The organism is Leptonema illini DSM 21528 (assembly GCF_000243335.1).
GTDB classification, from domain to species: Bacteria; Spirochaetota; Leptospiria; order Leptospirales; family Leptonemataceae; genus Leptonema; species Leptonema illini.
Map to the genome: position 1 here is coordinate 1367677 of NZ_JH597773.1, position 25606 is coordinate 1393282.

General features: G+C 52.5%; 23 protein-coding genes. 9 read left to right on the top strand and 14 right to left on the bottom strand.

What is annotated here, in order from left to right:
* Both rfaE1 and rfaE2 read left to right on the top strand, forming a co-directional pair.
* Positions 1-981 carry a D-glycero-beta-D-manno-heptose-7-phosphate kinase gene (gene rfaE1, locus LEPIL_RS06210; protein ID WP_002770990.1) on the top strand — a complete coding sequence of 327 codons (981 nt, stop codon included), beginning with the start codon at positions 1-3 and terminating at the stop codon, positions 979-981.
* A 4-nt stretch (positions 982-985) separates the two neighbouring features.
* Positions 986-1468 carry a D-glycero-beta-D-manno-heptose 1-phosphate adenylyltransferase gene (rfaE2, locus tag LEPIL_RS06215; RefSeq protein WP_002770991.1) on the top strand — a complete coding sequence of 161 codons (483 nt, stop codon included), beginning with the start codon at positions 986-988 and terminating at the stop codon, positions 1466-1468.
* Between the two features lie 35 nt (positions 1469-1503).
* Here rfaE2 and LEPIL_RS06220 read toward each other — a convergent pair whose 3' ends face one another.
* The 7 genes from LEPIL_RS06220 to LEPIL_RS06250 all read right to left on the bottom strand — a co-directional run bounded on the left by LEPIL_RS06220 (position 1504) and on the right by LEPIL_RS06250 (position 6564).
* Complete coding sequence (locus LEPIL_RS06220; protein WP_002770992.1) at positions 1504-2031, bottom strand: YfiT family bacillithiol transferase; 528 nt, start codon at positions 2029-2031, stop codon at positions 1504-1506.
* A gap of 76 nt (positions 2032-2107) precedes the next feature.
* Positions 2108-3166: an SDR family oxidoreductase gene (locus tag LEPIL_RS06225; protein ID WP_002770994.1), complete on the bottom strand. Its 1059-nt coding sequence runs from the start codon at positions 3164-3166 to the stop codon at positions 2108-2110.
* Between the two features lie 42 nt (positions 3167-3208).
* Entirely contained in the window at positions 3209-3781 is a 573-nt protein-coding gene (locus tag LEPIL_RS06230; RefSeq protein WP_002771001.1) for a TetR/AcrR family transcriptional regulator, read from the bottom strand.
* A gap of 91 nt (positions 3782-3872) precedes the next feature.
* Positions 3873-4586 carry a class I SAM-dependent methyltransferase gene (locus LEPIL_RS06235; protein WP_002771002.1) on the bottom strand — a complete coding sequence of 238 codons (714 nt, stop codon included), beginning with the start codon at positions 4584-4586 and terminating at the stop codon, positions 3873-3875.
* Positions 4583-5182 (bottom strand): TetR/AcrR family transcriptional regulator, encoded by a 600-nt coding sequence (locus tag LEPIL_RS06240; RefSeq protein WP_002771003.1) that lies wholly within the window; start codon positions 5180-5182, stop codon positions 4583-4585. Before LEPIL_RS06240 ends, LEPIL_RS06235 begins: the two co-directional genes overlap by 4 nt.
* A 39-nt stretch (positions 5183-5221) precedes the next feature.
* Positions 5222-5755, bottom strand: a complete 534-nt coding sequence (locus LEPIL_RS06245) for a hypothetical protein (RefSeq protein WP_002771004.1) — start codon at positions 5753-5755, stop codon at positions 5222-5224.
* A gap of 239 nt (positions 5756-5994) precedes the next feature.
* Complete coding sequence (locus LEPIL_RS06250; RefSeq protein ID WP_002771005.1) at positions 5995-6564, bottom strand: hypothetical protein; 570 nt, start codon at positions 6562-6564, stop codon at positions 5995-5997.
* Between the two features lie 294 nt (positions 6565-6858).
* Between LEPIL_RS06250 and LEPIL_RS06255 the strand changes: the two genes are divergently transcribed.
* Entirely contained in the window at positions 6859-7239 is a 381-nt protein-coding gene (locus LEPIL_RS06255; protein WP_002771007.1) for a VOC family protein, read from the top strand.
* Positions 7240-7265: 26 nt separating this feature from the next.
* Here the strand turns inward: LEPIL_RS06255 and LEPIL_RS06260 are convergent, their stop codons facing one another.
* The 3 genes from LEPIL_RS06260 to LEPIL_RS06270 form a co-directional block, all read right to left on the bottom strand.
* The gene (locus LEPIL_RS06260; RefSeq protein WP_002771009.1) at positions 7266-7607 is read right to left on the bottom strand and encodes a hypothetical protein; all 342 of its coding nucleotides are present in this window, start codon (positions 7605-7607) and stop codon (positions 7266-7268) included.
* Between the two features lie 205 nt (positions 7608-7812).
* The gene (locus LEPIL_RS06265; RefSeq protein WP_002771011.1) at positions 7813-9078 is read right to left on the bottom strand and encodes an adenylosuccinate synthase; all 1266 of its coding nucleotides are present in this window, start codon (positions 9076-9078) and stop codon (positions 7813-7815) included.
* A 19-nt stretch (positions 9079-9097) separates the two neighbouring features.
* Positions 9098-10057, bottom strand: a complete 960-nt coding sequence (locus LEPIL_RS06270) for an ATP phosphoribosyltransferase regulatory subunit (RefSeq protein WP_002771013.1) — start codon at positions 10055-10057, stop codon at positions 9098-9100.
* A gap of 84 nt (positions 10058-10141) precedes the next feature.
* On the opposite strand from LEPIL_RS06270, the gene LEPIL_RS06275 reads away from it, so the two are divergent.
* Positions 10142-11266 (top strand): hypothetical protein, encoded by a 1125-nt coding sequence (locus tag LEPIL_RS06275; RefSeq protein ID WP_002771014.1) that lies wholly within the window; start codon positions 10142-10144, stop codon positions 11264-11266.
* Positions 11263-12195, top strand: a complete 933-nt coding sequence (locus LEPIL_RS06280; RefSeq protein WP_002771015.1) for an STAS domain-containing protein — start codon at positions 11263-11265, stop codon at positions 12193-12195. Before LEPIL_RS06275 ends, LEPIL_RS06280 begins: the two co-directional genes overlap by 4 nt.
* Before the next feature lie 239 nt (positions 12196-12434).
* On the opposite strand, the gene LEPIL_RS06285 is transcribed toward LEPIL_RS06280, so the two are convergent.
* Entirely contained in the window at positions 12435-13655 is a 1221-nt protein-coding gene (locus LEPIL_RS06285) for an RES family NAD+ phosphorylase (protein ID WP_157135032.1), read from the bottom strand.
* 109 nt (positions 13656-13764) lie between these two features.
* The gene (locus LEPIL_RS06290; RefSeq protein WP_002769350.1) at positions 13765-15000 is read right to left on the bottom strand and encodes an IS256 family transposase; all 1236 of its coding nucleotides are present in this window, start codon (positions 14998-15000) and stop codon (positions 13765-13767) included.
* 523 nt (positions 15001-15523) lie between these two features.
* Between LEPIL_RS06290 and LEPIL_RS06295 the strand changes: the two genes are divergently transcribed.
* Complete coding sequence (locus tag LEPIL_RS06295; protein WP_040918367.1) at positions 15524-16468, top strand: alpha/beta fold hydrolase; 945 nt, start codon at positions 15524-15526, stop codon at positions 16466-16468.
* Here LEPIL_RS06295 and LEPIL_RS06300 read toward each other — a convergent pair.
* Positions 16414-16887, bottom strand: a complete 474-nt coding sequence (locus LEPIL_RS06300; protein ID WP_002771017.1) for a GxxExxY protein — start codon at positions 16885-16887, stop codon at positions 16414-16416. The genes LEPIL_RS06295 and LEPIL_RS06300 overlap by 55 nt on opposite strands.
* 662 nt (positions 16888-17549) lie before the next feature.
* On the opposite strand from LEPIL_RS06300, the gene murJ reads away from it, so the two are divergent.
* The 3 genes from murJ (at position 17550) to uvrA (ending at position 23701) form a co-directional block, all read left to right on the top strand.
* Positions 17550-19139 carry a murein biosynthesis integral membrane protein MurJ gene (gene murJ / locus LEPIL_RS06305; RefSeq protein WP_002771018.1) on the top strand — a complete coding sequence of 530 codons (1590 nt, stop codon included), beginning with the start codon at positions 17550-17552 and terminating at the stop codon, positions 19137-19139.
* 109 nt (positions 19140-19248) lie between these two features.
* On the top strand, positions 19249-20775 hold the full coding sequence (locus LEPIL_RS06310) for an aldehyde dehydrogenase family protein (protein ID WP_002771019.1): 1527 nt from the start codon (positions 19249-19251) through the stop codon (positions 20773-20775).
* A gap of 118 nt (positions 20776-20893) precedes the next feature.
* Positions 20894-23701 (top strand): excinuclease ABC subunit UvrA, encoded by a 2808-nt coding sequence (uvrA, locus tag LEPIL_RS06315; protein ID WP_002771021.1) that lies wholly within the window; start codon positions 20894-20896, stop codon positions 23699-23701.
* 100 nt (positions 23702-23801) lie between these two features.
* Here the strand turns inward: uvrA and LEPIL_RS21745 are convergent, their stop codons facing one another.
* Entirely contained in the window at positions 23802-25334 is a 1533-nt protein-coding gene (locus LEPIL_RS21745) for a P-loop ATPase, Sll1717 family (protein ID WP_002771026.1), read from the bottom strand.
* Positions 25335-25606: the final 272 nt, after the last annotated feature.

A 25606-nucleotide genomic window follows, 5' to 3' on the forward strand; every position in this document is an offset into this window, starting at 1 on the left:
ATGTCTGAACTCACACAACTGATCGAACGCTTTCGCACCCGGCGCATCCTCGTCGTCGGCGATTTCATGCTCGATGAATACATCTTTGGCGCCGTCGAAAGGATCTCTCCTGAAGCGCCTGTGCCCGTCGTCGAAGAACGGCAGGTGAACCGTGTTCCAGGCGGGGCTGGAAACGTCGTCACCAATTTGCGTTCCCTTCAGAGTATGGTAACGGCCTGCGGCGTCATCGGTCGCGATACGGACGGCAGTCGCCTTGCCGACCGAATGAAAGAAACCGGTATGCAGGAATCCGATCTGCTGCTTCTGGAACTTGAAGAGCGGCCGACGACGCGAAAGACGCGCATCATAGCGGGCAATCAGCAGGTGTGTCGCCTTGATCGTGAAGACCGTTCTCCGTTACCCGACCCGGCTCGCCATCGACTGCTGAGCATGCTTGAAGATCAGGTTAAGCGAAGCGATGCCGTTATCCTTTCGGACTATGATAAAGGCGTCGTATTGCCCGACGTCATCGAAAAAACGGTGACTCTGGCTAAGGCGAAAGGTATTCCCGTTACCGTCGATCCTCAGGTAACGCATTTCGCGCAGTACCGGAACGTTTTCATTCTCACGCCGAATCACCATGAAGCCGGTCGCTTTCTCGGGCGTAAGCTCATCAGCGATGACGAGGTCGAGCATGGCGGACGGGAGATCATCGAACGTCTGCAATGCGACCACATCCTCATTACAAGAGGCGAGAAGGGTATGAGCCTGATTTCGCCCGACCGCGTGCGGCATGTGCCGACGGTGGCCCGCGAGGTCTTTGATGTGACTGGCGCCGGCGATACGGTTATCTCTCTTCTTACGCTTGCCCTGGCTGCCGGCGCTGATCTCGATCTTGCCGTCGAGCTGTCGAACTTCGGAGCCGGTATCGTCGTCGGCCGAATCGGAGCCGCCACTCTGCAACCCTCTGACCTTTATGGATTTCAGAGAGGAGTGGTATAATAGAATGAATATGCTATCTCGCATAGAAGCGAAGATCGAGCAGGATCGTAGTAGCCTCAAAGAAAAGTTCGACGCTCTGAAAGGAAGGCGTGTCTTTACAAACGGCTGCTTTGATCTGCTTCATCGCGGCCATGTGGATTACCTCTGTCGGGCACGCGATCTTGGCGATCATCTCATCGTCGCCCTGAACACCGACGAGTCGGTAAAGCGACTGAAAGGCCCGAGCCGTCCTGTGCAGACCCTCGAAGATCGCATGTTTCTCATGGCCTCGCTTGAATGCGTTAGCCTGGTCGGTTGCTTTGACGAGCAGACGCCTGAAGAGCTGCTCTCGATTCTCAAACCCGAGATCCATGTGAAGGGCGGAGATTACAGACCCGACGATCTTCCCGAGAAACGAGTGATAGATTCCTATGGCGGTCGCATCGAGATTCTGCCGTTTGTGCCGGGGCGCTCCACCACGGGCATAATTCAAAAGCTCGGTGGCTGAGGTCTCAGCTCCTCAGGCTTTTTTAACCTTACGACTTACCAGCTCTTCGCGTTTATTAGCTGCTTTATGAAGCCGAGATGATGGTCGCCATGATGAACGTACATGAAAAGTTGTTCTGCGACGCTGACCGTTGCGCGATCGCCTGGATGGTAGTAAGTGCGGTTAAGTTGTGTCTCATCGAGATGTAGAAATAGATGACTCCACTTACGGTGAATCCCGTCGAGTAGTTCCAGCGAAACCGAGACGGGAAGATCTATATCGGGTAAAAGAGCCCATCTGCCTTCATCGTAGGGTTTGATCGTCGGATTCTCTTCGGTGAGCGCCATTTTTGTACGTATCATTCCGTTCATATGACTGTCGGCCAGATGATGAACGATCTGTTGAACGGTCCAGACGCCGGGAAGAGTCTTTGTTTTCCATTGCTCATCGCTTAGCGGTTGCGTCACATCTCGCAGGATTGCGGGGAATTCGGCAAGGCGCTGAGCAGCCGTTTTTACGGTCTGCACAGTAAGAATATCGGGCTTGGTGTAGCGGCCGGCGGGAAAGGGATCGTATTCAGTCATTTCTTTTCAATCCGTTTACCCGCCGTGCTGTCAAGTCGCAGAACTTTCATTCACAATGCGATGATGCGCAAGCCTGTCATATCAATTTTTCGTCTATCAGCTGCTGAAATGTATCAACCATGGATTCTTCTATCGAACGGTAAGAGATGCCAAGCTCTCGGATGCTTTTCGAGTTGTCTGCGACAAACGGATAGCCGACGTTCTTTGAAACAAACTCGCGGGTGAGGCTTGCATTGATGAAAGGCCCGACCAGCCATATCAGAGCTTTCGGAAGCTCACGCCGAGGAATCGGATACTGCTTTCCGTAACGCTGATGCAGAGCTGCGGCAAGATCGCGAAAGAATGCGTTGTGTCCCGAAACGATATGACGGCCTTTTGCCTGGGGCAGGATGCCCGCTTTGAAATGCGCCTCGGCGACATCGCGCACATCGACCACACCAAATCCAAGCTCGGGCATTCCCGTTTTTACCGAGCCATCACCCATCTGTTTAATAATGTGGAAGGACTCCGACGTCGTCGACTGAGGGTTGAGCGACGGTCCGATGACAAGCGAAGGATTGATCACGACAAGATCCCACTGTGATTGCGCCTCGTTGATGCGCCACGCCTCTTTTTCGGCCAGGGTTTTTGAATAGGAATAGACCTGATGCCGTTCCGAGGAGGTCGTATTCCAGATATCTTCTGTGAAAACACCATTCGGAGCTTTCTTCAGATCGATGTTATCGCCGTAGATGGCGGCACAGCTGCTTGTAAGAACGACCCGTTTTACGGTTGTTGTGCGATTCGCCTCTTCAAGTACGTTACGGGTACCGAGAACGGCCGGCTCTATCAGGTCTTTCTTCGCGTCTTTTACGTTGCTTGTAAAGGGCGAAGCCGTATGAAATACGATCTCACAGCCCTGCATCGCTTCGGCGTAGGCGCTCGGCGTGAGAAGATCGGCCTTGAAAAGGCGCAATGTACCTGGCTCTGATTCGGCGATCCTCTGTAAATGAGCTACTTTATTCGTATCATCGGGATTGCGAACGGTTCCATGCACGGTAAAGCCTTCGGCAAGCAGGCGCTTTACAAGCCATCCGGCCACATAACCTGTCGCTCCGGTAACAAGTACCGGCTTTGTTTTATCGATAGTCGTCATCCTATTCCTCTTTTGCCTGAGACTCACAGGCTCTAATTTTTTTTATGAGCGGATCGCCGCCCACGTCATTTCGATCACTCTGCCCAGAAGTCGGTCGTCGACCTTCAATTCTCTGTTTCTATGTGCATGAACGAGATCCATTATCGGCGCGAAGACAAAGGCGGCCATCAATGGAATCGGATAATCCTTTACGGCCTTCTCGGATTTTGCCCTTTCATAAAGCTCAAAAAGCGGAGCGTAACATTGATTCCCTTCTTCGCGCGCCTTTGCCGAGATTCCCGGAGAGCGGAAGAACTGCTCGTGAAAAGAGAAATGCACGGGATTTTTTATCATGAAATGAAAGAGGTTCTTCATGAATATCCCGAGGGCCTCTTTCACAGAGTGACGCTCACCAATGCCTTTAAAAACTACGGCTCCCGATTCTTCCTTCATCATGAGGTAGAGTTTATTCAGCATATCCTCTTTATTCTCAAAGTAAACGTAGATCGTCGAAGCAGAGACTCCGGCCCGGGAGGCGATCTTTGACATCGAAGCCGCGGCCAGGCCGTCTTCGGTGATGACCTCCATCGCCGCTCTATAGATGGCCGACCTTTTGTTCTCGTCCTTCAGGCGCATAATTAATAATAAACGATCATTCGATTATTATTCAACCTTTTTTTCAACCAGTATCAGAATTTTGAGAATACAGGGGATGGGTGGAGGCTTCTCAGGAGGGTTTCATGCCTGCAAAGCCCGTCGCACAGCCGAAAAAGAAGCTCCGTTTTTCAACCGTAAATCCAATTTCGCTGAAAACGTCGGCTGCCTCGGACACGCTTCCAAAGGCAAGCGTATACTTCCATAGCATCCGATATTCGACGGGGTTGCCGAGAAGCAGACGCCCGAAAAGTGGGATGACACGACCCAGATAGAAGGCATAGAGAGAATAGAGCAGGCGATTCGGGGGGCCTGAGATCTCGATAAAGGAGAATCGACCGCCTGGCTTCAGGATGCGGTATGTTTCTTCTGCAAGTCGTCGCACCTGTTCTTTTGCAAAGGTCTTCAGACCGAAGGAGCAGGTGATGATATCGAATGAAGAAGTAGGCAGGTCGCTCTGTAGAGCATCACGCTGTGTGATAATGACGCGGTTGTTGAAACGTCGTGTATTTTTCGCACGAGCGGCGACAAGCATGCCTGTCGAGAAATCCAGGGCGGTGAGTTCTGCGTTTGGAAATCGGTTCATGATAGCCGACCAGGATTCTCCCATGCCCGTGAGCAGATCGATGACTTTCAGAGGTTGATTGTTTTCTGGAATCATCTCGGCCATCTGGCGACGCCAACGAGCAGAGAAGCCAAATGACGTTATGTAATTTACCCTCTCATAGGATGAACTCATGCGATCAAAAAGCTCGCGCACAAAATCCGGATTGTATTGTTGATTCATGTATGCTGGCCGCCTGAAAGATCAATGTCCAGCATCTTTCCTATCAGCCGCATCTGTTCGTGCAGCGCCGCCTTACCCGGCCTCTTCCCTTCATTGCGAATATAGAAACCCAGATAATAGTTATACAGGAAGACTGCTCCACTGCTTGCGAAATCCGCTGTCTTGCCGCAGCCTTCAATCAGCTCTCTGAGGAACTCAATGCGATTGTTATCCATAGATGCGACGAACCGTGCCGCCGTGCGGTTCTTGCGAGCGAACTGGCGAATATAAAAGTCAAAATCCTTGCCGCGTTGCTCCTGGAAGACGCTTAACAGCAGGCTTGCAAGTCGCTCTCGCGCCGTCGCCTCTGCGGATGCCCGATCGATAAAAACCTGTGTCGTGATCTCAAGGGCTATCTCAAGCATCTGCTCGATAAACTCGTCGCGATTCTTGAAATAGTAATAATAGCTGCCTTTCGTAACACCGAGGTCTTCGGCAATGCGCTCAACGCGAAGATTCTGTTCTCCGCCGTCGGCGAAGCGCATCAGGCCGGCAAGAAGCCAGTCCCGTCGCTCTCGTCGTTTCTTCGATCCCTGTGTCGCGGCCTTTTTCGGCATGGGTCGTAAATCGTAGAACTGAGCGGTTCGACAACAAGTTTATCGGGAGTCGTCGGCCAGTGCCGTTCGTCGTACGATACGCAGCATCTCGAGGCGTATCAATCCGCTGAAAGGGCGAACAAAAAGCCAGTAGAAGAAAAAGATCACTCTCGCCTTCAAGTCTGTGCTCTGGATACGGGTCTCGGTGCGCACAATGGTGGAGCCCGGGTTCTTGTTATCTTGATGCAAAGAGAAATTCCAGCAGATCTTGATCAGGCCGGGCTCCTGCATCGCCTCGAATTCACTTTCCGTTTCAAAAGTAACGAGATCTCCGCCCAGGCGCCCGATGCCGGCCACGACCAGTTCATCGTCGGATTCGGCAATGATGCGAAACGGGCCTGGGGCCGAAACCATCGCATCGAGATTCATTGCCTTGGTCGAAAGCCCCCGGAGCGCAAAGAGTGCCCTCGTGATCCACGATGAACTGAAATCGAGGTGCCTGACGATAGGAAAAAGTTGAGTGGGCGGACGGGCAACGCGTATCGAATGGACCTCCCGGGAATGGAATTCGGGCATATAGCGGTCAAGTAGCATAAAGCCTCCATTTATACGGTATCGTACAGATAATATACGGTATCGTATAATTGGCAAGCACGGAAAATGCCCGGGGCGAGCGGAAACGCTGAATCAGCGCGGCTTTTGAATCCCCGATTCTCAGACCTCGCTTGTGGCAGATCGTTAAGACGGATTGACAGCTGATCTGTCAGATCTCTCAAGTTCCCCGGCATTCCCTCATTCAGGAAACGGTCGAGCGAATGCCGGGTTCCCGGAACTCAGGGAGTGGGCATCTGCGGAAAGGAGGCTTTATACCAATTCAGGATTTCATCATTCCGCTTTCCGGAATGGTCACGGGTGACCGTTAGTTCACCGCGCGCACTGTATTGAACCGAAATGACGGGCAGTATCGTTACCTTGCCTGCTTCAATCTTGAGTGCGCTCTTTTCTACAAGAGGGACTGTGTAGCCGTTAGTCATGGAAGCGGATACTCCCGCCCCCGGGCTGCCCGCTTTGCTGCTTTCTGAATAAAAGAATTTCGCATCTTTTAATTCGCCTGCTTTATAGCGAATGATGAAAAAACCGTCAGAGTTGATAGAATACTGGCTTTCTAATCCGTCGATGACAATTCCATACACCATAGGTACGCCCAGAAGAGTTTTCCAGAGAGGTCTCCATGAAGTCGGTGATCCTCCCGTCAGGCCAAGATTTTCCACCTTGCCGATTAGAATGCCCTCACCCGTTTCAATAGCGGGGGCCTCTCTCGATACGTCGAATTTCTGTGGGGTGGTGCTGCAGGACATCAGCAGAAACGTCATGCCTGCGAGAACGAGAATAAATTTTTTCATACAGATACGATTTCCAGATAAATGCCTTGATCAATCTATTTTCCGAGACAGTTGATATTTTATTAGATCGTTTATTACGAGATCTCAAAGTCATATCTGGACTGTGTAGTGATTCGATAAGGTGGGACTCCCAGAATGAAGGCCAGTCGGGGTCCATTCTGGCAGCTGACGGGAATGGGAAGGAGCGCTTTGCGGGAGGCAGCATCGGCATTGTGCTGGCCATCGCTGTGGCGTCGTTTTATCAGGATGTAGTTTTTTTGGGTTTTATTCTCAGTAGAATCACGAGGCAGCACCATGAAACGCGTAACAGGCATCGGTGGCATATTTTTCAAAGCGAAAGACCCGGCGGCCTTACAGGCCTGGTATCGCCGGCATCTGGGCATCGACGTGCAAGACTGGGGTGGCACAGTATTCTTCTGGGCCGATGAGTCCGGCAACGCCATGAAGGGCAGCACTGTCTGGTCGATCATGAGTGCAGACAGCTCGAGCATCGGTCCGAGCGGATTCACGATTAACTATCGCGTCGCCGATCTTGCCGCACTATTACAGGCTCTCAAAGAAGAGGGTTGTAACGTACTCGATAAAACAGAAGAGTCAGACTTCGGCAAGTTCGGATGGGTCATCGATCCTGAAGGCAACAGGGTGGAACTCTGGGAACCGCCAGAGGGGATGTAAGGGGCAAGCAGGCTCATAAAGCCCGATTAAGGGGAAAAGCCGCCGGAAAGCGGTAGGGTGGATTTTTTGTTGCAGTTCTCTTTTGATACATATTCCAGAAGGCACATCTGAATACGAAAATTCTCGCATTGTTCGGGCTCAGCATCGTCAGAGCAATCAAATGTAGAGGAAAAGGCGCAGATGCCGTCGTAGAGGAGGTAGTTCTCATCGTGGTACTGACAGTCTTCCTTAGCGGAAACAGGGACTACAATACAGGATGACAGCGAGAGCAGGCAAAGGGCTGCGATCTGCAAACGCTTTTTGAGCCTGAGCATCAGAAGACCGGAACCAGAACGACCAAACGATCGCTCTATTAATGGACGCAGCATGTAATTACTTTGTATGGCGATTATTTTTGCGTCAACATCGTTTTCTCATAGCCCTGGGAGGTCAGGCTCAGCTGTGAGAAGAAAAAAATCTTTTGAAGCGATGACATAACTCCGGCCAACCCCCTCCGTGCCTCCGTGGTTCGCCGGCTTTACTCGGCTTTCAACGGCCAGACGCCGGCCCGTTGTCGAGCCGACGCCCATCTGCTCACGCCAGCTTAATCGTCTGCTCGCGATTCGGCCCGACCGATACGAATCGAATCGGGACGCCGGTTAACTCTTCGAGCTTGCGAATATAGGCCTGGCAGTTCGGCGGAAGATCGTCCCAGGAGCGGGCGCCGCTGATGTCGGTATTCCAGCCGGGCAGGTATTCGTAGACGGGTTCGACGCGCTCAAGGCCAAGCGTGGGAAAGCCCGGCAGCGTCTGTCCGTCGCGTTTGTAGGCGACGGCGACGGGAATCTTATCATAGATCGAAAGGATGTCGATTTTCGTGAGCACGATGCCGGTTAAACCGTTCACGCGCGCCGAATGGCGGATCAGCTCGGTATCGAACCAGCCGCAGCGGCGCGGGCGGCCCGTCGTGGCGCCGTATTCACGGCCTTCCTGACGCAGCTTCTCGCCTTCGTCGCCGTGCAGCTCGGTGGGGAAGGGGCCTTCGCCGACGCGCGTAAGATAGGCCTTGGCGATGCCGTAGACCTCGTTCAGATGCTGGAACGAGATGCCCGATCCGGCGATGGCGCCGCCCGTTGTCGTGTTGCTTGACGTAACAAACGGATAGGTACCGAAGTCGATATCAAGGGCCGTTCCCTGGGCTCCTTCAAGTAGCACCGTCTTACCCGACTTCAGAGCGTCGTTCAGATAGATCACCGTATTGACGACCATGGGCTTGATGCGGGCGGCGAACTCTTTCAGCTCGGCCAGCAGCGAATCATACGAAACGGGTGCGAGTCCGTGCAGGTTGACTAACTCTTGATTCTTCAACTCGACGATGTATTTCAGGCGTTCTTCGAGGCCCGAATACAGATCGCCGATACGCAGACCGGTGCGCGAAACCTTGTCGGCGTAGCAGAAGCCGATGCCGCGCTTCGTCGTACCGATCTTGTTGCCGCCGGCCGCCTTTTCGCGGGCCTCGTCTACAAGACGATGATAGGGCAGAACGATATGGCTGCCGTCTGAGATGAGGATGCGGTCCGAAGCGGCGATGCCTTCGCGCTCCAGGCTTTCCAGCTCGCTGATGAAGGCGTCGGGATCGATGACGACGCCGTTACCGAGCACACAGACGGCATTCGGATAAAGAATTCCGCTCGGTATCAGGTGAAAGACGAATTTGCGGTTATCGACGCATACTGTATGGCCGGCGTTCGCGCCTCCCTGATAACGCACGATGATATCGATCTTTTCGCTGAGATAGTCGATGACCTTCGCTTTTCCTTCGTCGCCCCATTGAGCTCCGACTACAAGACTGGCACTCATTGTAAATCTCCTGAATCTATTATGACAGTGGATCGAGCCCTTCGTCGGGCAGATGGATGAGCTCGTTCAGATTGACGGCAAAGCCGGCAGCGGGGACGGGCTGGGTCGTAAAACGCGCCGAAAGACCGTCGTAGAATCCTCCGGAGAGAATCCGACGGTTGGATTGCTGAAGATAGGCCTCAAGAACGGGGCCGGAATAATACGAAAGCTGCCTGACAAGAGCAAAGTCATAGATGAGCTCGCTGTGCTCGGGCGCCTGATCGATGATCGCAAGCAGGGACGGAAAGCCGCGGCAGAGCCGGCGCAGCTCGTCGATGACATCCGCTCCTCCGACTAACAGAGGCGATTCAAGTAGAAGATCGCGCCTTTCGCCGTGAATATCGAGACGGTCGAGAAGCTCGGTCAGTCGACCCGTATCCTTATAATAAAGGGTATCGGCAAGCTCGGCGCGGTCCATGCCCGGCACAAACGAAAGCAGGATCTCGACAAAGCGAGCGTCCCCGTACAAAAAGCCATACGGACGGGACAGGCGATCGAGCGTGCGACAGGCAAGCTCGTACAGGCGATCGAAACGATCCTCACCGCCATAGCCGATCCACTCCACTCCGGCCTGCAGAATCTCACGATTCTGCCCCGAGCCGGGTCGGCAGTCTTTCAGAACCCTCTGTACATAAAAAAAGCGGGCCGGCAGCTCATGGCCGAGCCGTCCGGTCAGGGCAGCCTTCAGCGTTTGCACGGTCAGGTCAGATCGCAGAGCGAGATGCTCGCCCACGCTATCCCGGAATTCGAAATTATCGCCGCCATGGCTGCGATCGGCAAGCTGAAACGTGCTTGCATAATCGATGAGCGGCGGGATAATCTCCTGAAAGCCGTCGCCGCGAAAGACCGACGAAACGGCCTCACGCAGTCGATTGACCCGTTCCGTTTTCTCAATACTGAGGTATTCTATGCCGTGCGGGACGGCGCGCAGAGACGTCATGAACGGTTCATTGTTTTCCTTCCCCGCCAGGAAGCAATTTCTTTTCCAGATTGGCCCCCTGGCCGTCGATAATAGGAGAGAATCATGAAAGCGCTTAAAATCCTGTTCGGATCCTTCCTCATCGCCGTTTTACTCGTCACGGCACTTGCCCTGCCGGTCTGGTATGTCTATTCGCAGGGAAATCGCTTTGTGCGCGAATCCGAGCAGGTGGCCCGTAACAGGGCTCTTGAGATGGGTATTACGCTCAATACGCTGAGCGGAGAGAGCCTCTATTACGACAATCTCATCGCCCTCAGCCATACGATGCACATGGTCGTGCGACAGAGCGAGACTCGCAAAGACGCCTTTCAGATCCGTGAGATTTTCTTCGTTGATAAAGATGGAAAGCTCATCGCGCACAGCGACATCGCCAAACTGGCCGCCGATTCGGGCGTCTCTTATGATAAAGATAAGTTCCAGTTCGGACAGCTTCGCTTTAAAGGAGATCCGCTTTCGCTCGAAGTTACGCAGCGCGTGAAGCCCGATTTCGGCCCGCTTGTTGCGAAGATCGGCGCCACCCCGCTTTTCGAGCGTCTTCTCGCCTTCATGCTTCCCGATCTGACTGCGTCGGACTATCATCTTGCCGGATCGGTCTATATGCCCGATGAGGCGCTGCCGTCGGGCTCGCTTCACATCGTCATTCACAATCAAAACGCCGCCCTTGTTCTCGCACAGTATTCGTCGACGGTGCTTCAGGCGCTTGCCGTATCGGTGCTTGGCGCCGGCGCTCTGTGGATCATCTTCACCGTCGTGCTGGGCGTGCTTGTCGTGAAGAATTCGTCGATAGCGCCTCCGCCTTTTATGCCGCATCAGAGCCTGAACAGCGAACACCCCGAGGGGCAGGACTCTGATCTTAATCGCCATGAACTCGATCGACTTGAAGAGATCAGCGTAAACGATTCGGAGTTTGATCCGCTTCCCGGACCGGGCGTTCGCTCCGTCGCCGGAAAGCCGACCGCGAATCAAGCGGCTTACCAGACGCAGGCAGCCGAGGAGGCCGACGAGATCGGCTATGATAACGATCTCGAACCTGCATTCGACGAACTGCCCGGGCCGAACGTCTCGCGTATCGATCAATACCGGGACAGAAAAAAAGCTGTCATCCCTCCCGAGGAATCGACCGATGCTCGTAGCAAAATATACGACGCCGTTCCTCTGGACCGAATATGAATGCCGCAGCTCAAACAGAAATACGAGATAGCGATCGCATAGCCTTCCTGCGTCTTCGCGGATCGCTTGACGATAAGACCGTCTTCTCTTTTAAGAAGTCCGTCTTTAATATACCACCGACGAAGAAGGTGCTCGTACTCGATCTGAGCCGCCTCGATCATGTCTCGAACGTCGGTCTCGGCACGATGATCGACTCGTTTCGATATTTTAGAAAGCGCGGCGGACGGATCTTTCTCGTTCAGGCGGGAGAAGAGCTACAGCTGCTTCTGCGTCACTTTCGCGCCACCGACCTGTGCACGCTTGTACAGTCCTATGAAGAGGTGCAGGATCATCTGCACATGCAATCGTCGCTTGAGTTATCCGACACGCCGTTTATCGAATCGGATGGCGTCGCAGGCTCGCCCATCGTTCATCATCATTACTATGGCCGTCGCAGCGAGATCAGCCGCCGCGAACCTATCGCCAACGACGAGCTTGAAGAATCGGATTCTGGAACGCTGCACGTCCTCAATCAAACGCTGGCACGTCTGCAACAGACGCTCAGCCAGCAATCCGACGGCGTACCGGGCGCCGCTCTGGAAAAGCTCGATCGTATCGAGAAGGCCGATGAGCGTATCGAAACGAAGCTCGACGAGATCGGCAAGGGCGAAGGCCGCCTCAGCGAACGTCTTTTTAACCTTGAAAAAAACCTCAGCCGCTCGTTTGAAGAGCGGCTCGAACGCATGGAAGCCCGGCTCATCGATCATATCGAGCATCGTCCGGCTACGTCTCTATCGGCGAAGCCGGCCGCCAGCGCCTTCCTGGGCACACGTATGGTCGAATGCGGTCATTGCGGCTCCGTTCTGCGTGTGAAGCAGAGCGGCCGCCATCTGTGTCCGTCCTGCCAGGCGGAGTTTGTCGTGGACGAGAAAGGGCACGCTAAGTTCTGAAGCGGCCAGCGGAGTCTTGGGCCGAAGAGGGTTAACCGCAGAGGGCGCTGAGGGCGCGGAGAAAGCCCGGGAGAGAGGGTTAACCGCGGAGGGCGCTGAGGACGCGGAGAAAGCCGGGGAGAGAGCCGAAGAGGGGTGACCACGGAGGCACGGGGAAGGTCGCGGAGAAAGCCCGGGAGAGAGCCGAAGAGGGGTGACCACGGAGGCACGGAGAAGGTCGCGGAGGAAGCCGGTCGCGCTTAGAAATGGGTATCGTTGGTTCTACGATTTTCAGGACTTTGCTCAAAGAGGGATTGTTCCGGCCTGTAACGTGATACTGACCTTTCGCTGGATTTGTATTCGACACCTTTGACTCTTACGACTGTGATATCATCATAAACATTCAATCGTAACGAGTGCTGTAGGGAATCTTGTGTGGTTTGAATGAGTTGAGGATCTTCTTTAATGCGGTTATCCGTTTTTTTCTCGCAGATGAAAACGCTATCGTCAGCTACACCATCCTCTGTCGGCCACCCATAGTGGATATTAATTTCCCAATCTGAAGGCAAACTATAAGGTTCTACTCCGCTGGATTTTTGGAAAAGAACAATATTCTCTCTGCCTCCTGACGACTGCGTGGAATTGAAAATGATTCCGTCTAATTCTGGATTTGATTTATTGGACAAGTACTCGGCGATTATCTGCGTGGGTAGATAGTCTAACAGTTCTTCTTCGGGCATGACTGGCTTTGTTAGTTCAGCGACCAAATGTTTCAAGAAGGCTGCATGTGACTTACGTTTAACGAAATCACGGTCAAAGTAACTTCCTTGAGCGTATACTTTTGAAAGCATTCCTAAGTCCAGGAGCTGTAGTCTTCTTAGAAGCTGAAATTTGCCTACGATAACATCACTGCCGACTGGCGGTCTAACTTCTGAGACGCAGGTGCCAATATCTGCTGCACCGTAGAAAACGGAAATTCCATATGCATTCATGCGACCGGCTTTGGCTTTTTTTGGGGGCGGGGCGGATAGCTCAATGATCGGGTTTTTAAGTATTCCCTCAAATACCTCACGGCTTTGGGAAACTCTTGCTCTAAATATTTGAGCAATCTCTGTTGAAGGACCTGCTTCACGTATTACGGATTTATGATCATCCGTTTCAAGAGAGTGGATGCCATTAAAAATACTGTCTAATATTCTTTCAGAATTTTGATTAAAGAAACGAGCTCTCTCACTTATCTCCTTACAGAAATAATCCCATGATTCCATGTAATGACTGGCATCAGGATTTTTTTCTGCGTAGCAAACATCACTACCCCAGGGATCTTCTTCAAGGTCCATTGGGTTATGCCCGGAGTTATATGAAAGAAAAGTCTGAATATTCTCGGCAATTGTATCATCGATTTCTGCAATTTCTTGAATTAGACATCGAACCTGTTGGCCTTCCCGTTCCCATTGAAAGCCCAACTCTTCATCGTTCATTAAAATGGAATCTATAGCGTTGGGCACGTCTGAAGTAATATAGAAATGCTCTTCTATGACTATGTCCCAGTGATAGTTAGACTTTGAGGCGGGACCCACTGAATGCATCCTATGCCGAGATCCGCTCGTCAATCTTTTTATCCAGGAAGCTGTTTAAGAACTCATGGATATGAGTGTATGACCGCACCTTACGGAATTGTTCCTCCTGTGATAGCAGGAGACTGCCGACCCATCGGAGCACCTGGTCTGTCTGAGGCCTTGACCGTTTAACCCGGTTAAGCTGAGATCTGGGATTCGAGAATGCCGAATCGATCAGATTGGTTGTGTAAAAGGATGTTCTCAATTTCGGCGGCATATTGATGCGATGCAGCGTTAACAGTGCCTCTAAACCCTCCTGAAGACTCTGAGAGGCACTGTAGCTGATGGATTCGAGCCATGATAGAACGGACCGCATCTCGCTTGCGACATCTTCGTAACTGTTAGCGCTGAATGCCTGCTTGTATCTCTTGCAGAATTCTGCATGATACTTCCGTGGGAGCTTGGCAAGAACATTTCTCTGTTTATGAAGGTAGCAGAGTTGGATCTCTGCCTTCTTTCCGAAGAACTCTCTGGCCGCTTTTTCAAGAGCCTTTGATCCATCCATGACGACAAGCACACGATCTGTGAAGCGGATATCACGGCTCTCGATTGATTGAAGGACACTGAGTGCGCTATCAGCATTCTCTGTAGACCCCTCAGAAATGCCCAGAAAATGCTTGTTTCCGGCCGTATCGACCCCGAGAGCAACGATTACGACAGAGCCGCCGAATACGATGCCATCAAGAACAATACACCAGAATGTCTGATCAGGAAACCTGCGTGAATTCAAATGATTGAGCGACTCACGGCTGGACTTCACAAACTCCCGCGAAACCGCACTCCGCGAAAGGCCGAGAGAGGCTTCTGTCTTTCTCAGCGTCTTTTCATAGTTCCGGGTGCTGATGCCCGCCAGCATCAGGCGCTCAACATGCTCGCGAAGATCAGAGCGATCCTGAAGGATCTCATATCGCTCCAGCTTCACCTCCTTGCCGTTACGTCGAGCTCTGGGCTTCTGGATGGCCACCCTTTCTCCATCGAGCACAATGGAACCTCGCTGGCTGCCGCCTCGATGAGCAAATCCACGGCCTCTCTTATGCTCCCCTGTCTTGCCGCATAACGTTTCGATTTCTTCGAGAATCAAAGCTCCTACGTAGCCGAGTGCAAATTCGCGCACACGGGAATCGAGGCTGGTTCGAATATAATCCCGAAACTCATCGGCCGCCAGGCTTTGTGTTTGACTGTTTTCTGCCCGTTCGTTCTTCTTCACTTGGAACCCTCCGTAAGGGAATGTGGTTGTTCGGCCCATTTTGGGCCAGGGTTCCGCCTTTTCAAACTCTAACTAAATTCGGGACATAATCTCTTCTATAGCCAGACGTGTTAATTCAGCAATTGCTGAAAGTGGCATTGCGCTCTCAGACTTGTGGCAATAAGTGCATTGATTTGCCTTCCCATTTTTTATGATTTCTGATTTGAGGAAGGACTCGCCAACGCAGCTACTGCAAATGAAAACGCTTTCAAAATCATTCATAAACTGATGACGCTACTGCCTTGATACTGTGAAAATTTAATGATAAATTGGATTGTCAATTTTTTTTGCTTTTCCGGATGAGTGGGCAGGGCCTTGACTCTCACCCCTCTCCACTTTTTTCTCTGTGCCCTCTGAGCCCTCTGCGGTTAAATGGTTCCCAATTGTTGAAATTGGGGGATTTATGCGATCGTTTTCTGCTATTCTATCGAGCCTGATGGCGTCTGATCTGCCATCCGACAGAAGTCCAAAGTCTAAGTTTCCTGTGGGCCGTGTTATAGCAATTCTGTTCCTCGCCCTGGCGTTGATCGGATTCGTGATTCCGCTGCTTGTGGGGAACAGGGAAGAGCGTCCTTTAACGTCTGAAGTGCGACAGGAACGCTACGCAGATCGTTCTTTCGTTAAGCTCAGCGATGGCATTGTGCATTATGAGCTGAGCGGACCCGAGAATGGGCCGCTGGTCGTTCTTGTGCACGGCTTCAGCGCCTGGTCGACGATCTGGAACGGCGTCACGCCGGAATTGAATGCAGCCGGGTATCGAGTGCTGCGCTACGACCTTTTCGGACGAGGATTGAGCGATCGTCCGTCGGGCGTTAAGCATAACGCCGATCTTTACGACCGTCAGCTACTTGAATTGCTCGACAAACTGAACATCCGCAAGCCCGTGAATCTGGTCGGTCTTTCTATGGGCGGAGCGATCAGCGTCGTTTTCACGGCACGACATCCGGAACGTGTGCAGCGTCTGGCACTGCTTGCGCCGGCCGGCCATCCGGTGAAACTGCCGTTTACGGCTAAACTTGTTCGTATGCCGCTGATCGGCGAATACATCATGCGCGTGCTCGGCGACCGGACTGTATTGCAGGGCAGCGAGAAGAGCCTTTACAATGCAGAGAAGAACTGGCCCGGCCTTCGTGAACTGTATCTCGAACAGATGCAGTTCACGGGATACAGACAGGCACTGCTGCAAACGCTGCGCGACTATCCGCTCAACGATCTGGACGCCGAGTACAGTAAAGTGGGAAGCTACACGATGCCGGTCACCGTGATCTGGGGCCGCGAAGATTCGATCATTCTCGTTGAGAATACGGAGCGAATCAAGGCAGCCATTCCGCGGGCAAGAATCGAGGTTCTCGAAAAGGCCGGTCACATTGTCGTTTATGAAGAGCCTGAACGTGTGGTTGGTCCGTTGCTTGGGTTATTACGCGAGTAAGGGGAGAGAGGTGGGGCTGTTACGGAACCGGCAAGTCTGCGGACCTGGGCCTTCGGATACGCCCCGAAATTCACAAGCAGCCCCAGCGGCAGGCCCGTAGCCTTCAGATAGTTAAGCATCTGGCTCACATGCTCCGGACCGAGTTCCTTCAGCGCCTTCAGCTCAACGATGATCTTGCCATAGCAGATGAAATCGGGCCGATAGATCTGTTTCAGGCATTCACCCTTGTAAGATAATCGAATCCCTTTCTGGCTTTCGAAGGGAACCTTTCGAAAGCGGAATTCTATATCCAGGCAATCCTGATAAACGGCCTCCAGAAAGCCGCAGCCCATCTGGCGGTAAACCTCGAACACTGCTCCCTGAATGGCATAGCATTCTTCTTCGTATAGTATGTGTGAACTCTTTTTCGCTTGATGCATGGTAAGACCTCTGCAAGGGAAAGGTCAATTTTCGGGCAATCTGTTAGCAAAATTCTGGCATTGTGGACGAAAACTTCCACGAAAAACACGAACGAGCACGAAAAGGCTTTGCGTGTCGGAAATCCCGACTATGAATTCGATCTTCGCGTTTCCGCTTGCGTGTTGTCGAAATCCTGGGAAATGCAGAATTCAGGTTTCGTGTATTTTCGTGCCTTTCGTGGACGCTAAATGTTTTAAGCCTTGAGTCCCGCTGGCATTCCGGTCTTTCCCGAGGCTTGTCGGAACTCGTTATCCTCACTCAAACCGCTTTACATGGCTGTTACAGGCGATTGATCTTTTTCCGTTCTTTTTCTTGTCCACGAAAAACACGAACGAGCACGAAAAGGAGTTGCGTCTCGGAAATCCCGACCCTGAATTCAGTCTTTACTTCTCTGCTCGCATGTTGTTGAAGTCCGGGAAAATGTAGAATTCCAGTTTCGTGTATTTTCGTGCCTTTCGTGGACACTAAATGTCTTAAGGCTTGAGTCCCGCTGGCATTCCGGTCTTGCCCGAGGCCTGTCAGAATTCGCTATCGTCATTCAACGCCCGTTCGTGGACTGCAAGTCTCCACGTGCCGCCCTGAAATCGCTTTTCCGCTCTCTGCCCCCTGAAATCCCGGTCTGGTGAGCCGAACCGCCCGGAATTCCCTGAAACTTTCCGCGATGACGATGATCTCGCGGGTGCTTGGCCTTGTGCGCGATCATTACCAGGCCGTCTTCTTCGGCACCGGACCGATTGCTGCCTTCTGGGAGATCGCCTACATGCTGCCGAACATGCTGCGCAATCTGCTGGCAGAGGGCGTGCTGTCGCAGTCCTTTATACCGATCTACTCGCAGGCGATGAAGGAGTCCGACCGGAAGGCGGCCGAGACGGCGGGCTCGATTATTGGCTTCTTGATTCTTTTTCTGAGCGGTATTGTGCTGACGGGCATTCTTGTTTTTCCGTTCTTTCTTCCCGTCTATGTGGGCAAGCCGCTTGGCGAGATCGGCCTTCTTCTCTATCTCAGTCAGGTGCTCTTTGGTTTCATTCTTGCCGTTAGCCTGACGGCTATCTTCTCGGGTATCGCGCAGACGCATGAGTATTTCGTCTTTCCGTCTCTGTCGCCGATCCTTTTGAATCTGAGCTTTATCGCCGGATTCCTCGTTCTCATGCCGTTCGGTTTTAACCAGGAGTTGAACGCCGAGATTCTCGCCTGGGTGGTGTTAGGCGGAGGCTTTCTTCAACTCTTCGTGCAGATCGGCTACACCTACTATAAAGGCTGGATGCCGCGCATCCATATCAACCTGAAAGATCCGGCACTGATGCGTATCTTTTCGCTGATGGGGCCGGCGGTGTTAGGCGCAAGCGTCTTTCAGCTGAATCAGATGATGGATATCGCTCTCGCCAGCTATTTCATCGACGAGGCGGGCGCCATTCCCGCTCTGCGTTTCGCACACCGCCTGATCCAGCTGCCGACGGGTATCATCGGAGTGGCGCTTTCGACGACGATCCTTCCCGCGCTTGCCGGGTTAATCCGTTCCGGAGAAAATCATCGCAGCGCCTTTGAGGTCGTCGAGGCCGTCGGCTTCGCCCTCTTTCTCACTGTGCCGGCCGCTTTTGGGTTTCTCTTTCTTGGCCCCTGGATTATACACCTGCTCTTTCACGGAGGCGAGTGGACGCTTTACTCCACCTATCTGACATGGTCGGCTCTTCAGTTCTACGCCCTTGCCATCCCGATCTATAGCTTCAATAAGATCCTGACGTCTTCGTTTTACGCCTATCAGGACACAAAGACGCCGGTGAAGATCCTGTTCCTCACCGTTGCCGTTAACCTGGCGTGCAATCTTGTTCTGATCGGCCCGCTCAAGCAGGGCGGACTGGCCCTGAGCACGGCGATCAGCTCCACGGTGAATTTCCTGCTTCTGAACAGAGCTTTAAAGAAGAAGATGGGAGCGCTTCCTTATGCCGATCTCGGTCGTTCGCTTCTGGGGCTGGCTCCGGCTATCCTGTTGCTGCTTGGCCTGCTTCTTGGCCTCAGCTATTTCATGCCGTATCCGATGACCGACGTGCCCGATGCGTCGCTTCATGCCGATCTGCCGTACTCGAAGGCGGTTCTTGTCGTCGGATTGGGTGCGGGCCTTGGAGCTGTGCTCTATCTGGTGACGGCCCATCTGACCGGCGCTGCGCAGATGCGCATTATCAGCGATATGTTGCGTCGTCGATTTGGAAAGTGAACGCCTGTTTGGTTATGAAAAAATGCTTGTTCGAAAATCGTTCTGCTTGCATCTTGTAATGGCTATGCTTACCCTGACGTAAGCTTTTCAAATAGAGACGGGGGAGAACATGAACGCAGGTACCGTTGAGACCGCTGAGCGACATCGCGTCGCCGCAAACCTTGAAGAATTCATCAATCGCAATCCGGCAACGGGGGAGGAGATCGGCCGCCATCCCGTACTTATGGCCGGCGAGGTCGAGGCCCTGCTTGAGCGCGCCGAGAAGGCGTCCGTAAGCTGGGGAGCGCTACCGGCGAAGGAGCGAGCGAAACATCTGCGTCGCTTTCGCAAGCAGATCGTTCGCGACATGGACGAGATCGTCGATACGATCTGCGCCGAAACGGGCAAGACGAAGATGGACGGCGTCTTCGAGATCTTCACCGTCGCCGAGCATGTGAAATACATGGAAAAATACGGTGCTGCTTATCTGAAAGACGAGCCGCGCAGCACGGGCCTTTACAAAAATAAGAAGGCGTGGGTAACCTTTCAGCCTAAAGGCGTGATCGGCATCATTAGCCCCTGGAATTATCCGTTTATTCTGACGGCCGGTCCGATCGCTCAGGCGCTCATGGCGGGCAATACGGTCGTTGTGAAGCCTTCCGAGGTGACGCCGGCGACGACGCTGAAGATGCGCGAGATCGCCGATCGGGCGGGGCTTCCGGCCGACGTCTTTCTTGTGGCAACGGGTGACGGTCGCACCGGTCAGGCCATCGTTGAATCGCCGCGCACGAAGATGATCTGCTTTACGGGCTCGACGGCGACGGGGCGCAAGATCGCAGAGATATGCGGTCGTATGCTCAAGCCCGTTCTGCTGGAGCTGGGCGGCAAAGATCCGATGATTGTGCTTGATGACGCTCCGCTTGAGCGTGCCACTCATGCCGCTCTGTGGGGAGGCATGTCGAACTCCGGTCAGACGTGTATCTCTGTGGAGCGCGTCCTTGTGCACGAGAAGGTGAAGGATCGTTTTATAGAGCTTCTTCAAAAGAACATCGTGAATCTGAAGCAGGGCGTCCAGTCCGAGCATCCGAGCGTCGGCTCGATGGCCTTTGATAAACAGTTAGGCATCGTGCTCGATCATATCGACGAGGCGAAAAGCAAAGGCGCCCGCATCGTCGCCGGCGGAAACCGCAATGTGCGTTATCCGCGGGGACTTTTTATCGAACCGACAATCGTCGTCGTTAACGATTCGAATCTTAAAGTCTGGAAGGACGAGACGTTCGGTCCGGTGATCGCACTGCGCACGTTCTCGACCGACGCCGAGGCCATCGACATGGCGAACGACTCGGTGTATGGCCTGAACGGATCGGTCTGGTCGAAGAATAAAGGCCGCGCTCGCAAGATCGCCCGCCAGATTCGAAGCGGATGTCTCTGTATCAATGACGTGATGGCGAACTACATCCTCAGCGATCTTCCGTTCGGAGGGCAGAAAGAGAGCGGTATGGGCCGTGTCTACGGTCGTGAAGGGTTGCGTGCCTTTACCGATCTGCAATCCGTCATGGAAGACCGCTTCACGATGACCCGTGAGCTGTGGTGGTTCCCCTACAGCGAGAAGATCGAGAATCTGTTTCGCAAGGCGACCCGTCTGCTTTTCGGTTAATGGACCGTTTTAACGCCTGCTCGCAGTCTTGCGAACAGGCGTTAAGAATCGAAGCGCCGGTAGCATGCCGGCGCTAATTCGAGCTGCCACGAATCGGGCCTCGTGAAAACCTGGCCCTATGGCAGAGAGTCGTAAAGGGCCGGATTCTATTCGCATCCAGGGTGCGCGAGAGCATAATCTCAAAAACATCAGCATCGACATCCCCCGCAACCGCTTCGTCGTGATCACCGGCGTTTCGGGCTCGGGTAAGTCATCGTTAGCCTTCGATACGATCTATGCCGAAGGGCAGCGCCGCTACGTCGAATCGCTTTCATCGTATGCCCGCCAGTTTCTGGGGCAGATGGAGAAGCCCGACGTCGATCTGATAGAAGGCCTGAGCCCTGCCATCTCCATCGAACAGAAGACGACGCACCGCAACCCGCGCTCCACCGTCGGAACGGTGACCGAGATCTATGACTACTTTCGATTGCTTTTCGGCCGTGTCGGCAAGCCTCACTGCCATCAATGCGGACGTCCCGTTGAGGCGGCCGGCGTCGATCAGATCCTCGATCGCATCCTTGATTTTCGCGAAGGAACGAAGATTCAGCTGCTCGCTCCGCTGATTCAGAATAAAAAAGGCGAGCATAAAGAGATCTTCCAGACGGCTCTGAAGAACGGCTTCCTGCGCATGCGCGTCGACGGCACGATTCAGGAGATCACCGGCGACGAAGAGCTTGCGAAAATGAAGAAGCATACGCTCGATCTTGTCGTCGACCGTCTTGTAATCCGCGACGGCATCCGTTCGCGCATGGCCGATTCTGTTGAGACGGCTCTTCGCGAAGGAGCGGGCAGCCTCATCGTAATCGAACAGGCTCCCGACGCCGACGAGAAAGAGCATCTGTATTCTACAAGGCTTTATTGCGCACATTGTGAGATCTCGTTACCCGAAGTGAAGCCGGCAAGCTTCTCGTTCAACTCTCCACTTGGCGCATGCCCGACGTGCGACGGCCTCGGCCATCTGATGGAATTCGACGAAGCCCTTGTCGTGCCCGATCCATCGTTATCGATCCTCGACGGTGCGCTGGCCCCCTGGAGCTCCGGAAAGAACTTCTGGTATCTCGAACTACTGCAAGATCTCTCGCTGAAGCTTGATTTTCATCCTCATACGCCCTTTGGCAAGCTCTCAGCCCGCCATAAAAAGGCCATCCTCTACGGCTACGAAGAAGGAGGACATCGCGTCTTTGAAGGCGTGATCCCGAATCTGCAGCGGCGCTTTCGCGAGACGAAATCCGACGATATGCGGGAATGGATGCAGAAGTTCATGTCCGAAAGTCCGTGCCCCGATTGCAAGGGCAAGCGACTGCGTCCGGAATCGCTGGCGGTTAAATTCGGCGGGGAGAGTATCGATCGTCTTGTCGATCGCAACGTGCGCGAGCTGATCGGATTCTTCGAGAAAGTGAAGCTTACAAAGACTGAAGAAAAGATCGCCGACCGTGTATTAAAGGAGATTCGCGAAAGGCTGGGCTTTCTGAATAACGTCGGAGTCGGCTATCTGACGCTTTCGCGCGCCGCCGGTACGCTTTCCGGCGGCGAGGCGCAGCGCATCCGTCTGGCCACGCAGATCGGCTCCGCCCTTTCCGGCGTGCTTTATGTGCTTGATGAGCCTTCGATCGGTCTTCATCAACGCGATAACGCAAAGCTGCTTGCTACGCTGAAAAGCCTTCGCGACAGAGGCAATACCGTCATCGTCGTCGAGCACGACGAAGAGACGATGGAAGAGGCCGACTGGCTTATTGATCTCGGTCCGGGCGCCGGCGTTCACGGCGGACAGGTTGTGGCCGAGGGCATGCCGAAGGCCGTCGCCCAAAATACAAAGAGCGTCACAGGCCAGTATCTTTCGGGCAAAAAGAAGATCGAGATCCCGAAAGAGCGTCGCCCCGGGAACGGCAAATCCATCGTCGTTGAAGGGGCGATCGAGAATAACCTGAAAGGCATCGATGCCGAATTCCCTCTCGGCATGATGATCTGCGTCACCGGCGTTTCGGGGTCCGGAAAGTCGACTCTGGTTAACGACATTCTGTTAAAGTACGTGCAGCATAAACTGTATAAGTCGCGGGTGAAGATCGGTAAACATAAGGCGATTAAAGGCCTCTCGGGCATCGAGCGCGTCATCGCCATCGATCAGGAGCCCATCGGACGCACTCCGCGATCGAATCCGGCTACCTATACGGGGCTTTTTACGCCGATCCGTGAGCTTTTCTCTGAACTGCCCGAGGCGAAGCTTCGCGGATACAAGCCCGGTCGCTTCAGCTTTAACGTCGCCGGCGGACGCTGCGAGAACTGTCAGGGAGCCGGCATCCTGCGTATCGAGATGCACTTTTTGCCCGACGTCTACGTCACCTGCGACGTCTGTCAGGGAAAGCGGTTTAACCGAGAAACGCTCGAGGTTAAGTATAAAGGTAAATCCATCTTTGATGTGCTGGAAATGACCGTTGAAGATGCGATCGGCTTCTTCGAGAACATCCCTTCGGTCAGTGCGAAACTGAAAACACTCGAACAGGTCGGCATGGACTATATTCGCCTGGGGCAGGCGGCCACGACATTATCGGGCGGCGAGGCGCAGCGCATTAAGCTGGCCACCGAGCTTTCGCGCAGATCAGACGGCAAGAGCCTGTACATCCTCGACGAGCCGACGACGGGCCTGCACTTTGAAGATATTCGCAAGCTGCTGCACGTTCTTCATGAACTGGTGGAGCGCGGCAATTCCATGATCATCATCGAGCATAACCTCGACGTCATCAAAACGGCGGACTGGATCATCGACCTTGGCCCCGAAGGCGGCGACGAAGGCGGCGAGATCCTGGCCGCCGGAACTCCCGAAGAGCTGGCCGAGGTAAAGAAAAGCCATACGGGTATCTATTTAAAGAAGATCCTGAAGAAGCGGTAAATACCGTGTTGCAATGCCGGAGGCGCGGAGAAGGACTTTCCCCATTGAAGCACAAGGTGTATTTTTTTTAGAGACAATCGTCATGACAAGGGGAAATAAGCTATGATTTTCGAGATCTTTTTCTAACACTCTTCTTCCTATATGATTTCTTTGTGCTATAGGCTCTACCTTGGATGAGATTAAGGTAACTTCTAAATACGAAAGGGATCCAATATTCTTTGTTCGAACCTCTTCTTTCGAAAAATCCAATACGAGAAAGGTCATTCGCTATCGTTTCCGCCTCTGCTTTCGATTTGTTTAGAAGTCTTGCCAAAGTATCTTTGCTATGATCGCTTTTTTGGTTTCTGAACATTTCTATAGTGCCCCTAAAGCTGGGATATTCCGCAAAGTATGTTTGTTCGATTAGTGCTTTGGAAACAGGTTTCAAAGCTGCTCGAAATGCGGCTGGCCCAATCAATTGATTACCACTTGGGACATCACCTGTGCGCTCTATTATTTTGATCTGCTCGGATCTGGCTTCATTTAGAAGGTGAATTATTTCTCGGGGTGAATAGTTTGGATGAGCACTTTTGGTTCGGGAGAGAATCCAATCAAATGTGCTAGGCTTATTTCGACCACTATCGATTTGCTTGGGGAATACTGTATTGAAGAGCGATCGTTGCCTTCTATAGGCGAGAGCATTGATCTGTTGGTATTCGTCGATAGAACATAGCCTCCGTACTAAATTTGAGCGGAATGTTCTGTTTAAAATGAGTAGTAAAAGATCATCCGTTGTCCATTCGATAGTCTGAGTATTTGTGACGTGGCTTGCCTCTGTGAAGCCTTCAGAAGTGATTTGCGCCCAGATATCGGATCGCAAAAAGAGCTTTATCTTGACGTTTTCATACTGCCGAAAGTTTAGATAGGTCCGGATCAACCCTTTGATCGCATTACTCTCGAGTTCAGGTGAGTCCACAAAAGCAACATCAAGTCTGTCGAGTGCGATCCAAAAGACGATCCCCTTTTTCTTGGCTGTTGCAGAAAGCTGCCGCAGTAGATCATTGATTTCGTCGCTACGTACTGTCTTCCAGAAAGGTAATAAGCGTAGAGCGATCTTAAAATATTGTTCCCAGCCACCATCATTGCCTGCCGAAAGTCTGTTGCCTACTTCAAAAGAATCGGGGGGTCTTATTGATTTTACTAGAAGTTGTGCCCTGCGAAATATATCCAAGACTGACATCTTGCTTGAGAATAAACCTAAATTTCTGAGGCGTCGAACTTCTTTCGAGTGGATTTTCCGCTGATTCAGTTCTTTGGCAATCAATCCGGCAAAATACAAGCTCCAAAGGTCTATGAAGTTAGAAATTGATGTGGGTGGCTCCCTTTTTAATTCACTAAAAACAGGCTCACCTTTGAAACTGTCGGCACTGATTAAGCAAATTGATTTTCTTTCGAGCTGTTCTTTCCTTTTGTTGAGCAGAAGGTAAATTGCACTTTTTCCACTCCCTTTATAGCCATAAACAATATCAATTTTACCTGAAAACAGCTTTTGCCATATATCGGTTTCGATGAAGTAGTCGGCAAGGATATCAGTTTCTTCTTCTGCTACTCTCGATCCAAAATCCAGTGAATTTATTATTTCCCTTTTTTCCATGCGATCACTGCTGACGGTAGATTATTGGATGTACCTCCATTATAGGCTATATTTGTCAATAAAAACAATGTGGATGATTCAGGATACTTCTGTAGATCGTAAATTCAATATCAGAAAACAATTTTGAGGACCTCCTATTGTCTGACCTGATAGTTTGAGTGAAATGAAAGTGCAATGGAATTATGTGGCGTGGTTGCTGTGTGCGTGTTTTGTCCCACCATTTCGGTATTGATTATTGGATCATTAAGGTCGGTGTCATTATCTTCATCTTA